The 16,473-nt window shown below is 61.1% G+C and carries 22 protein-coding genes and 3 tRNA genes; 13 read left to right on the top strand and 12 right to left on the bottom strand.

What is annotated here, in order from left to right; translation table 11 throughout:
* The coding region (locus tag NKH23_RS30425) for a GTP-binding protein (RefSeq protein WP_352915871.1) at nt 1-553 on the bottom strand (553 nt) is incomplete at its 3' end.
* Nucleotides 554-824: 271 nt separating this feature from the next.
* Here NKH23_RS30425 and NKH23_RS30420 point away from each other — a divergent pair.
* The 4 genes from NKH23_RS30420 to NKH23_RS30405 all read left to right on the top strand — a co-directional run bounded on the left by NKH23_RS30420 (nt 825) and on the right by NKH23_RS30405 (nt 2,954).
* Complete coding sequence (locus tag NKH23_RS30420; protein ID WP_352915874.1) at nt 825-1,712, top strand: DMT family transporter; 888 nt, start codon at nt 825-827, stop codon at nt 1,710-1,712.
* 33 nt (nt 1,713-1,745) lie between these two features.
* Nucleotides 1,746-2,195 (top strand): GFA family protein, encoded by a 450-nt coding sequence (locus NKH23_RS30415; protein WP_352720817.1) that lies wholly within the window; start codon nt 1,746-1,748, stop codon nt 2,193-2,195.
* A gap of 104 nt (nt 2,196-2,299) precedes the next feature.
* Complete coding sequence (locus NKH23_RS30410) at nt 2,300-2,587, top strand: peptidoglycan recognition protein family protein (RefSeq protein ID WP_352915877.1); 288 nt, start codon at nt 2,300-2,302, stop codon at nt 2,585-2,587.
* Nucleotides 2,588-2,720: 133 nt separating this feature from the next.
* Nucleotides 2,721-2,954, top strand: a complete 234-nt coding sequence (locus tag NKH23_RS30405) for a hypothetical protein (protein ID WP_352720815.1) — start codon at nt 2,721-2,723, stop codon at nt 2,952-2,954.
* Nucleotides 2,955-2,999: 45 nt separating this feature from the next.
* Here NKH23_RS30405 and NKH23_RS30400 read toward each other — a convergent pair whose 3' ends face one another.
* Nucleotides 3,000-3,257, bottom strand: a complete 258-nt coding sequence (locus NKH23_RS30400) for a GlsB/YeaQ/YmgE family stress response membrane protein (protein WP_023717513.1) — start codon at nt 3,255-3,257, stop codon at nt 3,000-3,002.
* Between the two features lie 159 nt (nt 3,258-3,416).
* Between NKH23_RS30400 and NKH23_RS30395 the strand changes: the two genes are divergently transcribed.
* Entirely contained in the window at nt 3,417-3,884 is a 468-nt protein-coding gene (locus NKH23_RS30395) for a YidB family protein (RefSeq protein WP_352720813.1), read from the top strand.
* Between the two features lie 178 nt (nt 3,885-4,062).
* On the opposite strand, the gene NKH23_RS30390 is transcribed toward NKH23_RS30395, so the two are convergent.
* Together NKH23_RS30390 and NKH23_RS30385 are read right to left on the bottom strand one after the other, a co-directional pair.
* Nucleotides 4,063-4,136 (bottom strand) — tRNA-Gly (locus NKH23_RS30390).
* Nucleotides 4,137-4,203: 67 nt separating this feature from the next.
* Nucleotides 4,204-4,288: transfer RNA gene (locus tag NKH23_RS30385), tRNA-Tyr, on the bottom strand.
* A 202-nt stretch (nt 4,289-4,490) separates the two neighbouring features.
* On the opposite strand from NKH23_RS30385, the gene NKH23_RS30380 reads away from it, so the two are divergent.
* Nucleotides 4,491-5,342: a TrmH family RNA methyltransferase gene (locus tag NKH23_RS30380; protein ID WP_352720811.1), complete on the top strand. Its 852-nt coding sequence runs from the start codon at nt 4,491-4,493 to the stop codon at nt 5,340-5,342.
* Nucleotides 5,343-5,451: 109 nt separating this feature from the next.
* Here NKH23_RS30380 and NKH23_RS30375 read toward each other — a convergent pair whose 3' ends face one another.
* The 3 genes from NKH23_RS30375 to gcl all read right to left on the bottom strand — a co-directional run bounded on the left by NKH23_RS30375 (nt 5,452) and on the right by gcl (nt 9,169).
* On the bottom strand, nt 5,452-6,339 hold the full coding sequence (locus tag NKH23_RS30375) for a 2-hydroxy-3-oxopropionate reductase (protein WP_352720810.1): 888 nt from the start codon (nt 6,337-6,339) through the stop codon (nt 5,452-5,454).
* 236 nt (nt 6,340-6,575) lie between these two features.
* A complete protein-coding gene (gene hyi, locus NKH23_RS30370; protein ID WP_353036171.1) occupies nt 6,576-7,373 on the bottom strand; it encodes a hydroxypyruvate isomerase in 798 nt (265 codons plus the stop codon).
* A 14-nt stretch (nt 7,374-7,387) separates the two neighbouring features.
* Entirely contained in the window at nt 7,388-9,169 is a 1,782-nt protein-coding gene (gcl, locus tag NKH23_RS30365) for a glyoxylate carboligase (RefSeq protein WP_352720808.1), read from the bottom strand.
* Nucleotides 9,170-9,372: 203 nt separating this feature from the next.
* On the opposite strand from gcl, the gene bhcR reads away from it, so the two are divergent.
* On the top strand, nt 9,373-10,230 hold the full coding sequence (gene bhcR / locus NKH23_RS30360; RefSeq protein WP_352720806.1) for an HTH-type transcriptional regulator BhcR: 858 nt from the start codon (nt 9,373-9,375) through the stop codon (nt 10,228-10,230).
* Nucleotides 10,231-10,270: 40 nt separating this feature from the next.
* Here the strand turns inward: bhcR and NKH23_RS30355 are convergent, their stop codons facing one another.
* The 3 genes from NKH23_RS30355 to NKH23_RS30345 all read right to left on the bottom strand — a co-directional run bounded on the left by NKH23_RS30355 (nt 10,271) and on the right by NKH23_RS30345 (nt 11,758).
* Complete coding sequence (locus tag NKH23_RS30355) at nt 10,271-10,627, bottom strand: hypothetical protein (protein ID WP_292665071.1); 357 nt, start codon at nt 10,625-10,627, stop codon at nt 10,271-10,273.
* 477 nt (nt 10,628-11,104) lie between these two features.
* Entirely contained in the window at nt 11,105-11,404 is a 300-nt protein-coding gene (locus NKH23_RS30350; protein WP_352724701.1) for a BA14K family protein, read from the bottom strand.
* 186 nt (nt 11,405-11,590) lie between these two features.
* A complete protein-coding gene (locus NKH23_RS30345) occupies nt 11,591-11,758 on the bottom strand; it encodes a hypothetical protein (RefSeq protein WP_352720803.1) in 168 nt (55 codons plus the stop codon).
* A 158-nt stretch (nt 11,759-11,916) separates the two neighbouring features.
* Between NKH23_RS30345 and NKH23_RS30340 the strand changes: the two genes are divergently transcribed.
* The 4 genes from NKH23_RS30340 (at nt 11,917) to NKH23_RS30325 (ending at nt 13,627) form a co-directional block, all read left to right on the top strand.
* A tRNA-Thr gene (locus tag NKH23_RS30340) sits at nt 11,917-11,992 on the top strand.
* A gap of 153 nt (nt 11,993-12,145) precedes the next feature.
* Entirely contained in the window at nt 12,146-12,385 is a 240-nt protein-coding gene (locus NKH23_RS30335) for a hypothetical protein (protein WP_352720801.1), read from the top strand.
* A gap of 275 nt (nt 12,386-12,660) precedes the next feature.
* Nucleotides 12,661-12,858 carry a hypothetical protein gene (locus NKH23_RS30330; protein WP_352496180.1) on the top strand — a complete coding sequence of 66 codons (198 nt, stop codon included), beginning with the start codon at nt 12,661-12,663 and terminating at the stop codon, nt 12,856-12,858.
* Nucleotides 12,859-12,988: 130 nt separating this feature from the next.
* Entirely contained in the window at nt 12,989-13,627 is a 639-nt protein-coding gene (locus NKH23_RS30325) for a cupin domain-containing protein (RefSeq protein ID WP_352720799.1), read from the top strand.
* Nucleotides 13,628-13,691: 64 nt separating this feature from the next.
* Here NKH23_RS30325 and NKH23_RS30320 read toward each other — a convergent pair whose 3' ends face one another.
* Nucleotides 13,692-14,258: a DUF2569 family protein gene (locus NKH23_RS30320; RefSeq protein WP_352720797.1), complete on the bottom strand. Its 567-nt coding sequence runs from the start codon at nt 14,256-14,258 to the stop codon at nt 13,692-13,694.
* A gap of 138 nt (nt 14,259-14,396) precedes the next feature.
* On the opposite strand from NKH23_RS30320, the gene NKH23_RS30315 reads away from it, so the two are divergent.
* Nucleotides 14,397-14,597 carry a DUF2905 domain-containing protein gene (locus NKH23_RS30315; protein ID WP_023679908.1) on the top strand — a complete coding sequence of 67 codons (201 nt, stop codon included), beginning with the start codon at nt 14,397-14,399 and terminating at the stop codon, nt 14,595-14,597.
* A 55-nt stretch (nt 14,598-14,652) separates the two neighbouring features.
* On the opposite strand, the gene NKH23_RS30310 is transcribed toward NKH23_RS30315, so the two are convergent.
* Nucleotides 14,653-15,267: a TetR/AcrR family transcriptional regulator gene (locus NKH23_RS30310; protein WP_352720795.1), complete on the bottom strand. Its 615-nt coding sequence runs from the start codon at nt 15,265-15,267 to the stop codon at nt 14,653-14,655.
* Between the two features lie 90 nt (nt 15,268-15,357).
* Between NKH23_RS30310 and NKH23_RS30305 the strand changes: the two genes are divergently transcribed.
* Nucleotides 15,358-16,464: a polyamine ABC transporter substrate-binding protein gene (locus NKH23_RS30305; RefSeq protein WP_352720792.1), complete on the top strand. Its 1,107-nt coding sequence runs from the start codon at nt 15,358-15,360 to the stop codon at nt 16,462-16,464.
* Nucleotides 16,465-16,473: the final 9 nt, after the last annotated feature.

Here is a 16,473-nt window from a genome sequence, read left to right as displayed (position 1 = left end):
CGTCCTCGCCGATCTTCTTGTCAGAATCTTCAAGTGCGGCAAGCGCCGAACCCTTGACGATCGGAATGTCGTCGCCGGGGAACTCGTTCTTGGTCAAAAGCTCGCGCACCTCCAGCTCGACCAGCTCGAGCAGCTCGGCGTCGTCGACCTGGTCGACCTTGTTCAAAAACACCACGATCGAGGGCACGCCGACCTGGCGGGCCAAAAGGATGTGCTCGCGGGTCTGCGGCATCGGGCCGTCGGCGGCCGACACCACCAGGATCGCACCGTCCATCTGCGCAGCACCGGTGATCATGTTCTTCACATAGTCGGCGTGGCCGGGGCAGTCGACATGGGCATAGTGGCGGTTGGCGGTCTCGTATTCGACATGCGCCGTCGAAATGGTGATGCCGCGCGCCTTCTCTTCCGGCGCCGCATCGATCTGGTCGTAGCGCTTGTATTCGCCAAAATACTTGGTGATCGCCGCCGTCAGCGACGTCTTGCCATGGTCGACGTGACCAATCGTGCCAATGTTCACATGAGGCTTAGTGCGCTCGAATTTACCTTTTGCCATAGTCTCTTTCCTTGGACGGCCTAGGGACGGCCTGGACCTTCAGTTCAGTCGAATGCGGGGCGATTAGCGACTAAGGCCGAAAAACACAAGTGCCTTGTCGCCGAGCGCGCTCGCCCGCCCGAACGCGTGATCCGGTTTCGGAGAATGTGGCGCGGATATAGGAACGAACAAGGGCAAATGGAATGGTTACGGCGGCGGCTGACGGCTTTGACGGATTTACAGCCGGATCTGGCCCATTGCCGCTCTGGCGCCGGTCTGATTTCGTGGGCCGATGCATTTCATCCCGACTGCCATACGAGGCCCGCTGTTCATGGTCGTTTCGACCGGGTCCTACATCGTCAACGACACGATGATGAAGCTCGCAACCGCGGGACTGCCGCCCTATGAGGTGCTGTTCCTGCGCGGCGCTGCGGCAACATTGTGGGGCATTCCGCTGCTGTTCATGCTGGGCTATGGCAAGCAGATCCCGCTGATCCTAGACGCCAAGGTTTTGCGCAGGAACCTGCTCGAGCTGGGTGCTATCCTTTGCTACGTGGTGGCGCTCGCCAACATGCAGATCGCCGACTCGACCGCGCTCGGGCAGATCACGCCCTTGCTGATGCTGGTCGGCTCCTCGATGCTGTTTGGCGAACGGATCGGCGGGGTACGCCTGGCGCTGATCGGGCTCGGCTTTGTCGGCGCGGTGATGGTGGCACAACCGACAATGCAAGGGATTTCGGTCTACGCCCTGCTGGCGCTAGGCAATGCAGCCCTGTCCGCGGCGCGCGATCTGGCCGGACGCAAGGTCGCCGCCGACGTGCCGGGAATGGTCGTGGCTATTTCCGCGGTGATTGTGGTGCTCGCGGGCGCCGGCGTTGCGCATCTGGTTTCCGAGCAGTGGGTGGTGCCTGGGACCGGTCACCTGCTGCTGATGGGCGGCGCCGGACTGTTCCTGATCTTCGGCCACTTCTTCATCTTCATGGCCTATCGCGTCGGGCCGACCAGCGTGGTGGCGCCGTTCTACTATTGCTTTACCGTCTGGGCGGTGATTTCAGGCCTGGTGGTATTCCGGCAGCTCCCGAATGCGCTGGCCATCTGCGGCATCCTGCTGGTGGTGGCCAGCGGGTTGACCATCGTCTCGCTCGACGAGCGCAAGCGCCGGTTGACCGTCGTCGCTTGAAACTGAAATCGGCCTGCACAATGGGAGGAGCGCGTGGCAAGCCCGGATGACAACCAGAATTCACGCAACCGCACGCTCGCCGGAAAGTGCCTGTGCGGCGCCGTTCAGTACGCGGTGGCGGACGCGTTCATCTATGCCGCGAACTGCCACTGCTCGAACTGCCGGCGCACCACCGGCTCGGCCTTCAAGCCATTCGCCGGCATCGAGCGCGACAGGCTGAGCCTGGCGACGGGCGAGGACAATCTCATGATCTTCGGCGACGAAACCGGCCATGATGCGCACTGCAAGACTTGCGGCTCGTTGCTCTATTCGGTGGTCCGCGACGGTGCCTTCGTGCATGTCGCCATGGGAAGCCTCGTCGACGAGCCGACCATCCGCCCGACGCAGCACATCTTCGTCGGCTCCAAGGCAAAGTGGTTCACGATCACCGACGATCTGCCGCAATATGAAGAACACGCGGTCGCCGGAGATGCCGGCGAATAGCTGACCGTTAGAAACGCTCAACCAAATTATCGTTTCGTTTTCGCGTGCGCCGCCAAGCAAACTATACTGTGCTCCGTCACTGAACCTATTTCGCGGAGATTTCTGTGGCATTGCCGCCCGACTGGTTGCCCAATGTTGCGATGAGGCGCGTCATTTGCCATTGGACGGCAGGCTCGCATTCGGCCGGCGATACCGACAGGGATGCGTATCACATACTGGTCGAGGGGAATGGCCGTCTGGTCAGGGGCCGGCCTTCGATCGCACTCAATTCGGGCCGGGTAAAACCGGGATATGCCGCGCACACGCTCAACTGCAACGGCGGCTCGATCGGGGTTTCGCTCTGCTGCATGGCCGGGAGGAAAGGCCGTTCGATGCCGGCCGCTATCCGATGACCAGGGCGCAGTGGGACGCGATGACCGCGGTTGTCGCCGAACTCTGCAAATATTACCGCATCAAGGTCACGTCCAAAACGGTGCTCTCGCATGCCGAGGTCGAGAGCAATCTCGGCATAGAACAACGCGGAAAATGGGATTCACCCGGCTGCCCTTCGATCCGACGATCAGCGGCGCAAGCGCCTGTGGCGAACGGCTGCGCCGCGACGTGACGGCGGCAATGGGCTTGATGCCAAATCTGCCGGTGAGGATTGGGCGCGATGCGGCATGGCAGCGACTGCTCGAGGAATTATGGCCGATCATGGTGAGAGGGCTGGAAGCCGGCCTCAACACGCTGATCCGCGAAATCCTCAAAAGGATCAGATAGGCGGTCGGCATTCGGGTGAATGCCGACGCAACTGCCGAACGGCTTCTACAGAGCCCTCTTGCCGCTGAACTGGTGATAGGCCCACAGGACAACCACGGCACCGACAACGGCTACGATCAGGCTGTAGATGTTGAGCCCGGTAACGCCCGACGCACCAAACGCACTGAAGATGAGCCCGCCGACGATAGCCCCGACAATCCCGAGCACGATGTCGAGCACAAGGCCTTGCCCGCTTTTATTGACAATCTTGCTGCCTATGAAGCCGGCGATGACGCCGAGAATAATCCAGCTTAATATTGACATTTTTCCTCTCCGTTCCCCGCGCTCGATTACTTCCACATTATTAAGCAAAGCTCAAGCCAACTTGAAAATCATGATTACGGAAAGCTCAAACCGGCTTGAAATTCGCCATGAATGCGTCATTGTCGGGGACGGACGGGCAATTTGACATGGAGATCCACAATGGGACTGTTTGACAATGCCGTTCCCGGCGGCAACGTCGCCAAGCCGCTGATGATCGCGCTCGGTGCACTTTTGGTGGGAAAAATGCTGAGCGGTGGAAGTTCCGCCCAGCCGGAGGCAGCGCAAAGCCCTGCCCCCGTCCCGCCTGATGCAACCGCATCCGCCGACGGCGGACTGCTCGGCGGTCTGGGCGGCCTGCTCGACAAACTGAAGGACGCCGGCCACGGCAACGTCGTCAATTCGTGGGTCGGCACCGGTCAGAACCAGCCGATCAACCCCAGCGATCTGGGCAGTGCTCTCGGGCCACAAATCATCCAGGAGATCGCCCAAAGGACGGGCCTGAACCAGCAGGAATTGCTCCAGCAATTGTCCGCGGCCTTGCCCGGGCTTGTCGACCAGCTGACGCCGAAAGGGCAAGTGCCGCAGCAGAACCAACTCGCGTCCATATTCAGCAAATTCGCGAGCTGACGCCTGTCGCCCAATGCCGCCTGCGGGTTGGGACAACGATATGCGTAAAACACAGATTAGAGTTCGTCGCGCGTCCGTTTGGACGCGCAACGAATACTTTGAACTATCGGCAAAGCGCTTCGCTTGGCGCTGCCTGCTTCGGGATCGTGCGCGAGGGACGCGGCGGCTGCGGGAAATCTGGAGCGGGTAGCGGGAATCGAACCCGCATATTCAGCTTGGAAGGCTGCTGCTCTACCACTGAGCTATACCCGCGCCTTTCAGTCAAGCGTCGGATCCGCTCCGACGCTCGCTCTGCGTTTCAGGGCTTCCGGGCCGGCAGTGGTGGAGAGGGTTGGATTTGAACCAACGTAGGCATAGCCAACGGATTTACAGTCCGTCCCCTTTAACCACTCGGGCACCTCTCCAGTCTGCCGCCGGAGCCATGCAACGAGGCATCGACGCGTCGCGGCCGCCAAAGCAGCCCTTCCGCGAAGCGCCTTATGGCGGCAGCGCCCAAAACTGTCAACCGCAACAGCCCGGCAAAAAGCGCTGAATCTCACGCCTCGCCCGACAAGCAGCTTCTGCGGCTGTATCCATGGCCGGACGACACGGCTATAGAAGCCGGCCATGAGCAACGATAACAAGTCCAAGACCCCGAAAGACACCCACTACGCCAAGCTGCGCCGCGCGCATCGCGACGAGAAGAGCGGCGGCGCGCCGTCGTTCAGGCCACGCCAGCCGGTGCCGGCCGGCGAGAACCCGGCGGATGGACTGGTGCGGCTCTACGGGCTGCACACGGTGCGGGCGGCGCTCGACAATCCGCGTCGCAAGATCAAAAAAATGCTGGTGACGCGCAACGCTGCCGAGCGGCTGGCAATCGCCGATCTCGGTGCTTTGGCCTTCAAGGCGGAACTGGTCGAGCCCAGGGACATCGACAAGGTCACCGGCTCCGATGCTGTGCACCAGGGTGTGCTGATCGAGGCCGAGCCGCTGAAACCGAAGCGGCTCGATGCGCTTGGCGACGCCAGGCTGGTGCTGGTGCTCGACCAGATCACCGATCCGCACAACGTCGGCGCGATCCTGCGCTCGGCGGTGGCCTTCGGCGCCGGCGCGCTGATCACCACGGCGCGCCACAGCCCGCAGGAATCCGGCGTACTGGCGAAGTCGGCCTCCGGTGCGCTGGAGCACATCGATCAGATCGAGGTGAAGAACCTCGCCGACGCGCTCGGCCAACTGCACGAGGCCGGATTCCAGACGATAGGGCTGGATTCGGACGGTCCGGCGGAGCTCGAAAAGAGTTTTTCGGGAGAAAAGATCGCATTGGTGCTGGGCGCCGAGGGCAAAGGCCTGCGCCAGAAAACGCGCGAAACGGTGACGACGCTTGCCCGGCTCGACATGCCCGGCGCCATCCGCTCCCTCAATGTGTCGAACGCGGCGGCGGTGGCGCTTTATGCGGCAAGGAAATTTTTGAAAGAGTGAATGGTGAATGGTGAATGGTGAATGGTGAATGGTGAGACTGCACGTAAGTCGTGACCAATTCACTATCAACTACTCACCTATCTGCTACTGACTACCTACCCACCATTCACTATTCACCCACTTCACATCCCGCCATCCGCTCCAGCGCTCGAACAAGCGCCGAATGATCTTCCTTAGCCCCACCATTCGCCGCGCAAGAATTGAACAATTGCTGCGTGGTCGAGGTGTTGGGCAGCGCCACGCCGAGGGCTTTCGCGCCTTCCAGCGCGAGATTGAGATCCTTCTGGTGAAGTTCGATGCGGAAGCCCGGCGCGAAGCTGCGCTTGATCATGCGCTCGCCGTGCACTTCGAGAATGCGCGAGGCGGCGAGCCCGCCCATCAGCGCTTGCCTGACCTTGGCCGGATCGGCGCCGGCTTTTGAAGCAAAGACAAGCGCTTCGGCGACGGCCTCGATGGTCAGCGCGACCACGATCTGATTGGCGACCTTGGTTGTCTGGCCGACGCCGTTCGGTCCGACCAGCGTGATGTTCTTGCCCAACTTCTCGAAGATGGGCCTGGCGCGTTCGAAGGCTTTTTCCTCGCCGCCGACCATGATGGTCAGCGACGCTGCCTTGGCGCCGACCTCGCCGCCCGACACCGGCGCATCGAGATAGTCGCAGCCGAGATCGTTGATCTTTTTTGCGAATTCCTTGGTCTCGATCGGCGAGATCGAGCTCATGTCGATGACCAGCTTGCCTCTTGTCAGCCCGGACGCGACGCCGTTTTCGCCGAACAGCACGTCGGCCACCTGCGGCGTATCCGGAACCATGGTGATGACAATGTCGGCCGTTTTCGCGACGGCGCTGTGGCCAGAGACGATCTTCAGACCCTTGTCGACGAGATCGGCCGGCGGTTTCGAGCGGTGGTCGCTGGCGAAGACTTGATAGCCGGCGTCGAGCAGATGCCCCGCCATCGGCGCGCCCATGATGCCGAGGCCGATGAAGCCGATGGTTTCCATGGTAGTTCTCCGTTTCTTGTTAAGGCGGCGTTCCTGCGCGCCCCCCTCTGGCCTGCCGGCCATCTCCCCCACGAGTGAGGAGATCGGCAGTTCCCGCGCCGGCCCTCCCGACCTCGAAAATTGGCGAAAGCGGCGGTGACATCCAATCTCCCTCCTTGTGGGGGAGATGCCAAGTTTTGGCAAAGAGGGCAGGCCAGAGGGGGGCGCGAGGGAACGCGACGTGCGACACGTAGCGTCTACGCCGCCGCACTCCCCTGCCCGGCCGCGTCCCGAAACCACCCCAACCCGGCTTCCGTTCCGCCCTTTGCCTTGTATTCTGCGCCGACCCAGCCGGAATAGCCGATGCGGTCGATGTGGTTGTAGAGGAAGGGAAAATTGATCTCGCCCGTCCCCGGCTCATGGCGGCCGGGATTGTCCGCAAGCTGGATATGTGCGATGCGGCTGAGGTTTGCCTCTATGGTACGGGCGAGATCCCCCTCCATGATCTGCATGTGATAGATGTCGTATTGCAGGAACAGGTTCTTCGAGCCGACGCGGTCGATCAGCGCCAGGGCCTGATGCGAGTAATTCAGGAAAAAACCCGGAATGTCGCGGGTGTTGATCGGTTCGATCAGCAGCCTGATGCCGGCCTGCTCCAGCTTTTCGGCCGCGAAAGCCAGATTTTCGGCGAAGACGACTTCCAGCACGGAGCGATCGACGCCCTGCGGCGCGATGCCGGCGAGGCAATTGACCTGTTCGCAGCCCAGCGCGTGCGCATAGGTGACGACCTTGGCAATGCCTTGCCGGAACTCCGGCACGCGGTCCGGCAGGATCGCAATGCCGCGCTCGCCCTTGGCCCAGTCGCCGGCAGGCAGGTTGAACAGGACCTGCGTCAGCCCGTTCTTCTTCAACCTGGCCGCGACCACATCCGGCGCATGGTCATAGGGGCCGATATACTCGACGCCCTTGAAGCCGGCGCGGGCGGCGGCATCGAAGCGGTCGAGGAAGTTATGCTCGGGAAAGAGCATCGAAAGATTGGCTGAAAACCGTGGCATTCTTCTTCTCCCAGTCAGTCCAGCATGACGATCGCCGTGGGGGCATCTTCGTGATGCTCGGCAAGTTCCTCGAATTCGGTGATCTTGTCGATTTCGGTACCCATCGAAACATTGGTGACGCGCTCGAGGATGAATTCGAGCACCACCGGAACCTGGTGCTCGTTCATCAGCTGCTGCGCCTCTTCGAAGGCACCGGCGAATTCCTCCGGCCGGCGCACCCGGACCGCCTTGCAGCCCATCGCCTCGGCAACGGCGACGTGGTCGACGCCGTAGCCCGCCTCAGGTTCGTCTTTCCGGTTGACGTTCTCGAAGGCCAGGCTGACCTCGAAATCCATCGAAAAGCCGCGCTGTGCCTGGCGGATCAGGCCGAGATAGGCATTGTTCACCACGACATGGATGTAGGGCAATTTGTGCTGTGCGCCGGCCGCCAGTTCCTCGATCATGAACTGGAAATCATAGTCGCCGGACAGCGCGACAATGGTGCGGTCCGGATCGGCGGCGCGAACGCCGAGTGCTGCCGGCAATGTCCAGCCGAGCGGCCCGGCCTGGCCGCAATTGATCCAGTTGCGCGGCTTGTAGACATGCAGGAACTGCGCCCCGGCGATCTGCGACAGGCCGATCGTGGTGACATAGGTGGTGTCGCGGCCGAACGCCTTGTTCATCTCCTCGTAGACGCGCTGCGGCTTCAGCGGCACCTGCTCGAAATGGGTCTTGCGCTTCATTGTCTTCTTGCGCTGCCGGCATTCGCCGGCCCAGCCCGACCAGTCGCGCAATTTTCCGGCCGTCCTCCATTCGGTGGCGACGTCTAGCAGCATTTTAAGCGCCGCACCGGCATCCGAGACGACGCCAAGGTCCGGCGCGAAGACCCGGCCGATCTGCGTCGGCTCGATATCGACGTGGATGAACTTCTTGCCTTTGGTGTAGACGTCGACCGAACCGGTGTGGCGGTTGGCCCAGCGGTTGCCGATGCCGAAGACGAAATCGGCTTCGAGCATCGTCGCGTTGCCGTAGCGGTGCGAGGTCTGCAGGCCGCACATGCCGGCCATCAGACGGTGGTCGTCGGGGATCGCGCCCCAACCCATCAGTGTCGGGATGACAGGCACGCCGGTGACTTCGGCGAATTCGATCAACAGGTCCGACGCATCGGCGTTGATGATACCGCCGCCGGCGACGATGACAGGCTTTTCCGCTGCGTTCAGCATCGTCAACGCCTTCTCGGCCTGAGCGCGCGACATTGCTGGCTTGAACGGCACCAGCGGCTCATAGGCATCAATGTCGAACTCGATCTCGGCCAGTTGCACATCGACCGGCAGATCGATCAGCACCGGCCCCGGCCGCGACGAGCGCATCAGATGGAACGCTTTCTGCAGCGCCATCGGCACCAGATAGGGCTCCATGACGGTGACCGCCCATTTGGCGACGGGTGCAGCGATGGCGGCGATGTCGACGGCCTGAAAATCTTCCTTGTTGAGACGCGCGCGCGGCGCCTGCCCGGTAATGCAGAGGATCGGGATAGAATCGGCAGCGGCCGAATAGAGACCGGTGATCATGTCGGTGCCGGCGGGACCCGAAGTGCCGATGCACAGCCCGATATTGCCCGACCTGGCGCGGGTAAACCCTTCGGCCATATGCGAGGCTGCCTCGACATGACGCGCAAGGATGTGGCGGATACTGCCCCTCGCCTTCAGCGCCGAATAGAGCGGGTTGATCGCAGCACCCGGCACGCCGAAGGCACAGGAGATGCCTTCCTTTTCGAGAACGAGAACCGCTGCGTCGACTGCGCGCATCCTGGCCATGTCAGCCTCCACGGAATTGTTGATAGCCGATGATGCCACCGCACCAACGATTTCTCAATTTTTTCAGAATATTTTTTCATTTCTAGAAAACGGCTCTTGTGGATTGAATTGATTTGGCTTTCTGTTTTCCACGAATTCACTTCGCAAAGCGGTGAAAAACTTTTCCATTGCCTATTTGGGCAAACAGAGCGAAGAACGGCCCGATGGAAACCACCGAAAAACGCCAGCGCGGCCGGCCGCGCGCCTTCAACGGGCCGTCCGAGGCCGCTTCGGTGCAGTCGCTGGACCGGGCGCTGCGCATCCTGGCAATCGTGGCCGATGGCAGCGGCCTGTCGCTGAGCGAGATCGCCGCCAGTTCCGGTCTGCCAGCATCCACCGCCTACCGCATGCTGACGACGCTGGAGAACCATGGCATGGTCGAGTTCGACGGCACCGACCAGCTGTGGTCGATCGGCGTCGAGACCTATCGCATGGGCGCGGCGTTCCTGCGCCGCCGCAAGCTGGTCGACCGCGCCCGTATCGTCATGCAGGAATTGATGGAGAAGACCGGCGAGACCGCCAATCTCGGCGTCGCCGAGGACGATTGCGTCGTCTTCGTCAGCCAGGTCGAGACCCATCAGGCGATCCGCGCCTTCTTCCGGCCAGGCACGCGCAGCTCCTTCCATGCCTCGGGTATCGGCAAGGCGGTGCTGGCGCATCTCGAGCCGGAACGCGTCGCCACCATCCTGCGCCGGGCCGGGCTGGAGCGCTTCACTGAAAACACGCTGTCCGACATCTCGGCTCTCGCCCGCGACCTGGTGACGATCAAATTGCGCGGCTGGTCGGTCGACGACGAGGAGCGGCATCCGGGTATGCGCTGCGTCGCCGCCGCCATCTTCAACGAATTCGGCGAGCCGATCGGCGGCGTTTCGGTCTCCGGGCCGACGGTGCGGGTCACGCCGGAACGGCTAGCCGAGATCGGCCCGCTGGTGCGCGATGCAGCTGCAGAGGTGACGAGGATGATCGGCGGCCTGCCGACCCGTCCCGGCCTTGGCAGCGAACCGAGCGCATGGCAGCGCTGACCAGCGCCGAATGGTGCGACATCAGCCAGGATGGCCAAAGCTAGGCCCCGGGCACCGCGCTCTTGGTCGATAGGTCGTAGAAATCAAGCAGCATCGCCAGCCCAACTCCGCAGGCGGTGAAGATGAGGCCGGCAATGAAGATACGATTGGCGCGTTCAAGAACGCGCCGTTGTAGAGACGTTAAGTCGAGCAGCAACCGCAGCGCTCGTATCTGCAGGGCAATGCCGATCAAAATCGGCACGACTGCGGCCAGGTGATAGATTTCCCATGGTATCGGGTTGGCGGCCCAATGCGTGATGAAGCCCAACGAGAACGCCAGCAGGATGCCGACGGTGGTGATTGTGCCGTTGCGGAAAACCGTCTCGATCGGCTCTTCGTTCGGATCGTGCTCGCCCAAGCGCCCTCTCCCTGTTTCGGCTCGGCAGTAGATTAGGCTGTCGGGAAATCGCTGTACATCCGGCAAGAGCCGAACGGCGGGATAAGGCAGTCTTCAGTGTTGGCGGTTGGCGAAAGCCGTTCGGCAATCCAATCTCCCCCCTTGCGGGGGAGATGTCCGGCAGGACAGAGGGGGGTGGGAAGGATCGCCGGCTTCGATGTTTAGCCACTCCAACTGGGAATTGGCTTAGGACTTGACTGTCATCTATTGACAGGTAGTGCGGGACAGCACCCCCCTGTGCCCTGCCGGGCATCTCCCCCGCAAGGGGGGAGATTGGCAGTTTCATCGACGGCGCCCAATTCGAAAATGATGCGCTATGCCGACAGTGGCGGTCGACCATTCGAATAGGAGCCCAGACACACAGAAAATGGGGCAGTGGGGTGCCCCTTCTTCCGGTGCCTGAAACGGTCACCTCCTCTCAAGCTGGCATAGTGGCTCTCAAAGCCGGCAGCGATGGCGATAACCGTCGTAGCCGACATAGGTGTCCGAGTACGGGTCGTAGCTCTGGTAGCGATTGAGGCAGCGCCGGACGTGCCAGGAGCCGCCGTCTTCCTCGATATAGACGGTGCGCGGCTGGGCCAGCGCGCTGCCGAGCAGGAAGCCGCCGACACCTGCGGCAATACCGATGCCGAGGTGCTTGTGCTTGTGATGGGCGGCTGAAGGCTGAACCGTGCCGACCAGCATGGCGGCGGCGACAGTGGTGGCGACGAGGCCGGAAACGATGGTGCGCTTGAACATGACGATCTCCTTGTTGTGGGAGGCGATCCAACCGCCCCTTGACCATCAGTCGTCGCAACAAGGAAAAAGGTTCGAAGATCTTTTTGGATTTTTTCTCGACGGGGGAAATCGCCCGGTCTGATGCTGTCAGCCGCGCGACCACGAACGGTCGCGCCGTCGACAGTTCACCGGAACAATCGGCAGGCCTCAGCCCATGCCGGTGATATGGCGAAGCCAGAAGGCGAGCGCGATGAAGCCGATGATGGTGGTGACGCCGGTCCAGTCGATATTGGCGCGCTTCAGATCCTTGATGAGCTTCACCAGGAGAAGCCAGGTCACGACGACGAGCGGGAGAATGATGACAAACCTGATCATGCGACAGCCTCGCTGATGCGATTGCACCTTCGATCAATATAGGGAGCGAATTGGCCGTTTTCAGGACGCCCTGGCGGCAGAACCGGCGCGTTCGCCGGGAACCGAAAAACGGAGTTTTGTCTTTACTGGCGCAACAAATATGCTAACCGAGGCGCCGTGCCCTTGTAGCTCAGCTGGTAGAGCAGCGGTTTTGTAAACCGAAGGTCGGCGGTTCGATCCCGTCCGGGGGCACCAGCACGGGCTTCTTGAGACCTCCGGGGCGCCTGATATCTGCTCATCCCCGATATCCACAGGCCGGGGCCGTCAGGATCGGTAGCACATCAGCTTCAACGCATATATTCCCTAGCGGAAACCATAGTTCCCTAGCGGAAAACCTAGGAGTCTTCGTTGGAGCAGAGACGCACGACTACCCCCTTCGTCAGCGGCATGTTTGGTGGCGTTGTCGTCTTCGCCTTCGCCTTCGGCTTCCGTTTCCTGATAAGTCCCGATCCTGATCCTGCATCAAGAGCAACGACAAGTCTTTCGGTACTGGCCTTCGCCATTTGTTTCGGCGCGGCATTCCTTCGCGAGCATCGACGCCAGATTGCCGCCGCCCGAGAATTTCTAAGCCGCCCAAGAACGTATTAGGCCCCACGCGTTCCCGACCGTCCCCCCTCGGCGAACCACAAATTTTGCGTGAGTTGCCGGCTTAATCTGACATCAGATTGCGCTTTGGCGTCTCATACCAGGAGATCCCTAGCCTATTCGTGTCTTGCGCTTACAGGGCGGTCATTTCGGCCGCTCTCCGGGCTCCGGGCCATTTAACAGCATTCGATTAAATTGCTCCTGTGTATATTAGCACTCGCTCAATTAAGCGCGCCGACAATGGCCGTGCGGCGGGCCAAAAACCAAAGGGTGTTGTCATGCGAAGCGATTTCGCCGCGGCGCGAGAGCTTTTGGAGTGCGCACAAAACCGCCTCTGCGGCGCGGATGAAACGAGCCGACGCGTCAACGAGGCCCTCGACGCGCTGATTGAAGAAATAGCCATCGCGGAATTCCGCAAGGCGCCACTGACGGTCGTGCCGTTTCCACGAGCGCGCCCGCCTAAGCATATCCGGTAGAGCGCCGGTCGCGCCCGTGTCGACGGAGCCGGCGCAAGAATTTCACAATCGCCCGTTCGAGCGTCGTTGAACGACCAACCCTTTAACCGTAACCTTGCCGGCAGCGGTGCTCTGAACCCGGAGCTGATCCATGTCACGTTGTGGAGATGTCTACGAGAACAAGGTGACCGGCGAATATGCAGTCATCCTGCGTGGCACCGAAGACCGCGGCCAGGGACCTGGCATCGCTCATCTGACCGCCCGGCCGGGAGCCGCAGTGGTGGGCGAGCACTTCCACCCGAACCTGACAGAACGGTTTACCGTCCTCGGCGGCCGGCTCGACGCCTGCATCGGCGGGAAGACTTTGTCTCTGGGGCCTGGCCAATCCGCCACGGTCGAAGCGGGCGTCGCACATGATTGGTGGAACAGCAGCAAAACCGAAGAAGCGCATGTGCTGGTCGAAGTCGATCGGGCGCCAGGTGCGGAAGATGTCGACCCGAACCGTTTCGAGCTGCTGATTGGCATGCTCTTCGGCCTGGCCAATGCCGGCAAGGTGGACAGAAAAGGCAGACCTTCGCCGCTTCAGGCGGCAGTCATCGCCAGGGAATTTGCCGACGTGATCGTCTTCACGCACCCGCCACCTTCGATTCAGCAAGTGGCGCTGGCGATCCTAGCGCCACTCGGCCATCTGCTCGGCTATCGCGCGATCGACCCGGACTACTGCAAGCCGCACGGGCATGTCACGCCGGCTCCTGAAATCCTCGCTAGAGCAGGCCTAGTAGCCGGATGATCCGGGTCCATATTGGGCGCCCGGCATTTTTGTCGGCAGCCATACATAGGACTCGCGGCAAGCTCTATGAAGCACTCGCGACCTGACCGGATATGGCGACCCGGTCGAACGTGTTTCTCACCCTGACCGACTTGTAGACGTAGGCGACCCAGATGCCGGTCAAGACAAAAGAAACTGCGGGCATTACCAGCGCATGCCCTGCAAGCACCAAGCTCACAGGAGCGCTCATAACCGCTGAGATCCATACCGCGTCCAGAATAAACACGATTGGTATTGCAAACCACTGATACAGGAATAGCTGCTTGAAGCGGTAACTCCGCAGCAGCATCGCAAAGAGCACAACCACCTGGAACACCGCAAACGCCAGCAAGAGGGCAATCTCTCCGTAGACCGCCAAAGTGCCATTCGGGAGCGTCATGAGCTGTCGGTAGCCTTCACTCGATGAGCCCAATGAGACGAGCGTGCGTAGCGGAGAGAAAGCCTGAAGGATCGCCAGCAGCATAAGCCAGCCTCCGAAACCTACGAGAGCCGAAGTATCCTGTAATGGCTTTGCGGCTGACCGAACGGCAAAGAAAACAGGCACGCCGATCAGCAGCAGCACTATAGCCCAATGCCAGATGGAAATCTGCATCCAATCCCTCCTTGATGCCCTTTTAGGTTGTAACAGATTTCAACCTCAACTCAAGAGGCAACATCGAGAGGAAGCGCTGCTTGCAGACCCGTCAACACTAGATTTCTGGCATGATACTATTTCCGGCAGGATGCAGCCATGTCGCGAACTCTGATCGTCGTTGGTCTCAGCATAGTCGCCATAGGCCTGCTGTGGCCTTGGTTGGCCCGGACCGGCCTTGGCAGGCTGCCCGGCGATATCGTGATCGAGCGTGAGAACTTCAGGCTTTATGTCCCCATCACCACGGGGATACTGGTCAGCATCGTGCTCTCGGCCATTCTATGGCTGATCAACCGTTAGGCGATGCTCCGGCTGCGGCGATTTGTGTTGCAGGCCCTACTCGCTCTTGATCTTCTTACATTCCGATTGCCGCCACCAATATCCGGTTCTGCCTGCGTATCGCCGTGCGCAGTTCGGCAATCCTCGCCTCCTCTCGCTTCACGAATTCGATGAACATCATGTTCATGTTGTTGAAGATGAGTTCGCCCAGCGCCGGCCCGTCGATGTCGCGGCGTACCAGGCCGAGCGCCTGCAGGCGGGCGATCAGCGCGCGGATCTGCTCGGTCAGTGCGCGGTCTAGCGCGGTGTAGGCCTGGCCGAACGGGCTGTCGGGCAGTTGCGTCGAGATCGCCATGGCCTGCCGCCACATCTCCTTGCTGAGGTAATGCAGCGAGTGCTCGATATAGATGCCGAGCAGCGTGTCCAGCGCGTCGCCGATATTGGCCGGCGGGTTGGCGACGACGCCGCGCCCGGCATTGAGCACCTCGTTGACCTCCATCGAGACGATGGCGCCGAGGATGTCGCCCTTGTTCTGGTAGTAATTGTAGATCGTGCCGACCGAGACTTCGGCCTGCGCGGCGATGGTCTCGATCTTGGCGCCTTCATAACCGGCATCGCGGAAAAGCGCCGCCGCAGCCTCTATGATGCGGCGGTGCCGATCCGCCTTCTGCCTTGCCCGCAATCCGCTCATAGCGGCTGTTTGCCACAAAAACAGAATTGACTCAATTTTAGAATTGGTTCAATTTTTTGCCACAAGCCAAAAGGCAAGGGAGAACACTCGATGTCCGTCAATCCAAAGACCCCCAATCCAACCGTCAGGAATCCGCTTTCCGTTCTGAAGAGCCATCTCCAAGGCGCGTGCGCCGCGGCAGCACTGCTGCTGGCGGCTGGCAGCCTCGCTCAGGCGCAGGACCTCAATGCGTTGATCTGGTGCGATCACGCCGATCCGGCACTGCTGCAGCCGTTCGAGGAAGCGAACGGCGTCAAGGTCAATGTCAAGGAGTTCGAAGGCACCGGCGCCGGCCTGGCCATCGTCGAACAGTCGCAGCCCGGCGATTGGGACGTGATGGTGATCGACAGCATCGACGTACCGCGAGGCGTCGAAAAGGGCCTGTTCGAACCGCTGCCGGAAGACAAGCTGCCGCTGTCCGACCTCTTCCCGCAGGTGAAGATGGACAGTTCCACCGTGGTCGACGGCAAGCGCTACGGCATCACCGAAAAGTTCGGCTACAACACGATCGGCTACAACAAGACCAAGGTCGACCCGGCCGACATGCAGTCGATGGCGGCGCTGACCGGCGACAAATACAAGGGCAAGATCGCCATCTACGATTATTACCTGCCGGTCATCGGCATGGCCGCACTGGCGATCGGCAAGAGGACGGCGGAACTGACCGAAGCCGACCTTCCCGCCATTAAGGAAGAGCTGCTCAAAATGAAGGCCAACGCCAAGCTGGTCGGCGAAGTGACCGCCAGCCAGACGGCGCTGGCAACCGGCGAGGTCGACATACTGGTCGGCGGCGGCGAATGGGTGACGGCCGGGCTAGCCAAGGAAAACCCGGCGCTGGACTTCTCGATCCCGAAAGAAGGCGCCGTGTTGTGGTCGCAGTCGCTGGCAATGTTCAAGGATTCCAAGAACAAGGAGCTGGCGCTTAAATTCATCCAGTACATTATGAGCCCCGAAGGCCAGGCGCGGCTCGCGACCTCGTCCTGCTATTGGGGCATGCCGGCCAACAGCAAGGCGGCGTTGAGCGACGAGCAGAAGAAGATCCTGCGTTTCGACGAGCAGCCGGAATTCCTCGCCCGCGCCCAGTCCTATCCGGCGCCGAACGCCGATCTCGACAAGAAGATGCAAGACGTCTGGACCGAAATGCTGCAGGCGCAATGACCGGCTACC

This window comes from Mesorhizobium sp. M1328, from assembly GCF_040318075.1.
Classification (GTDB): Bacteria; Pseudomonadota; Alphaproteobacteria; order Rhizobiales; family Rhizobiaceae; genus Mesorhizobium.
This window is presented reverse-complemented; position numbering and strand designations above follow the sequence as displayed.

What these genes read in the sequence shown, in the direction of transcription:
- NKH23_RS30420 (WP_352915874.1), top strand. Translation starts at nt 825, where the DNA reads ATGCATTTCATCCCGACTGCCATACGAGGCCCGCTGTTCATGGTCGTT.
- NKH23_RS30405 (WP_352720815.1), top strand. Translation starts at nt 2,721, where the DNA reads ATGGGATTCACCCGGCTGCCCTTCGATCCGACGATCAGCGGCGCAAGC.
- NKH23_RS30400 (WP_023717513.1), bottom strand. Translation starts at nt 3,257, where the DNA reads ATGTCAATATTAAGCTGGATTATTCTCGGCGTCATCGCCGGCTTCATA.
- NKH23_RS30395 (WP_352720813.1), top strand. Translation starts at nt 3,417, where the DNA reads ATGGGACTGTTTGACAATGCCGTTCCCGGCGGCAACGTCGCCAAGCCG.
- NKH23_RS30380 (WP_352720811.1), top strand. Translation starts at nt 4,491, where the DNA reads ATGAGCAACGATAACAAGTCCAAGACCCCGAAAGACACCCACTACGCC.
- NKH23_RS30375 (WP_352720810.1), bottom strand. Translation starts at nt 6,339, where the DNA reads ATGGAAACCATCGGCTTCATCGGCCTCGGCATCATGGGCGCGCCGATG.
- hyi (WP_353036171.1), bottom strand. Translation starts at nt 7,373, where the DNA reads ATGCCACGGTTTTCAGCCAATCTTTCGATGCTCTTTCCCGAGCATAAC.
- gcl (WP_352720808.1), bottom strand. Translation starts at nt 9,169, where the DNA reads ATGGCCAGGATGCGCGCAGTCGACGCAGCGGTTCTCGTTCTCGAAAAG.
- bhcR (WP_352720806.1), top strand. Translation starts at nt 9,373, where the DNA reads ATGGAAACCACCGAAAAACGCCAGCGCGGCCGGCCGCGCGCCTTCAAC.
- NKH23_RS30350 (WP_352724701.1), bottom strand. Translation starts at nt 11,404, where the DNA reads ATGTTCAAGCGCACCATCGTTTCCGGCCTCGTCGCCACCACTGTCGCC.
- NKH23_RS30345 (WP_352720803.1), bottom strand. Translation starts at nt 11,758, where the DNA reads ATGATCAGGTTTGTCATCATTCTCCCGCTCGTCGTCGTGACCTGGCTT.
- NKH23_RS30330 (WP_352496180.1), top strand. Translation starts at nt 12,661, where the DNA reads ATGCGAAGCGATTTCGCCGCGGCGCGAGAGCTTTTGGAGTGCGCACAA.
- NKH23_RS30325 (WP_352720799.1), top strand. Translation starts at nt 12,989, where the DNA reads ATGTCACGTTGTGGAGATGTCTACGAGAACAAGGTGACCGGCGAATAT.
- NKH23_RS30320 (WP_352720797.1), bottom strand. Translation starts at nt 14,258, where the DNA reads ATGCAGATTTCCATCTGGCATTGGGCTATAGTGCTGCTGCTGATCGGC.
- NKH23_RS30315 (WP_023679908.1), top strand. Translation starts at nt 14,397, where the DNA reads ATGTCGCGAACTCTGATCGTCGTTGGTCTCAGCATAGTCGCCATAGGC.
- NKH23_RS30310 (WP_352720795.1), bottom strand. Translation starts at nt 15,267, where the DNA reads ATGAGCGGATTGCGGGCAAGGCAGAAGGCGGATCGGCACCGCCGCATC.
- NKH23_RS30305 (WP_352720792.1), top strand. Translation starts at nt 15,358, where the DNA reads ATGTCCGTCAATCCAAAGACCCCCAATCCAACCGTCAGGAATCCGCTT.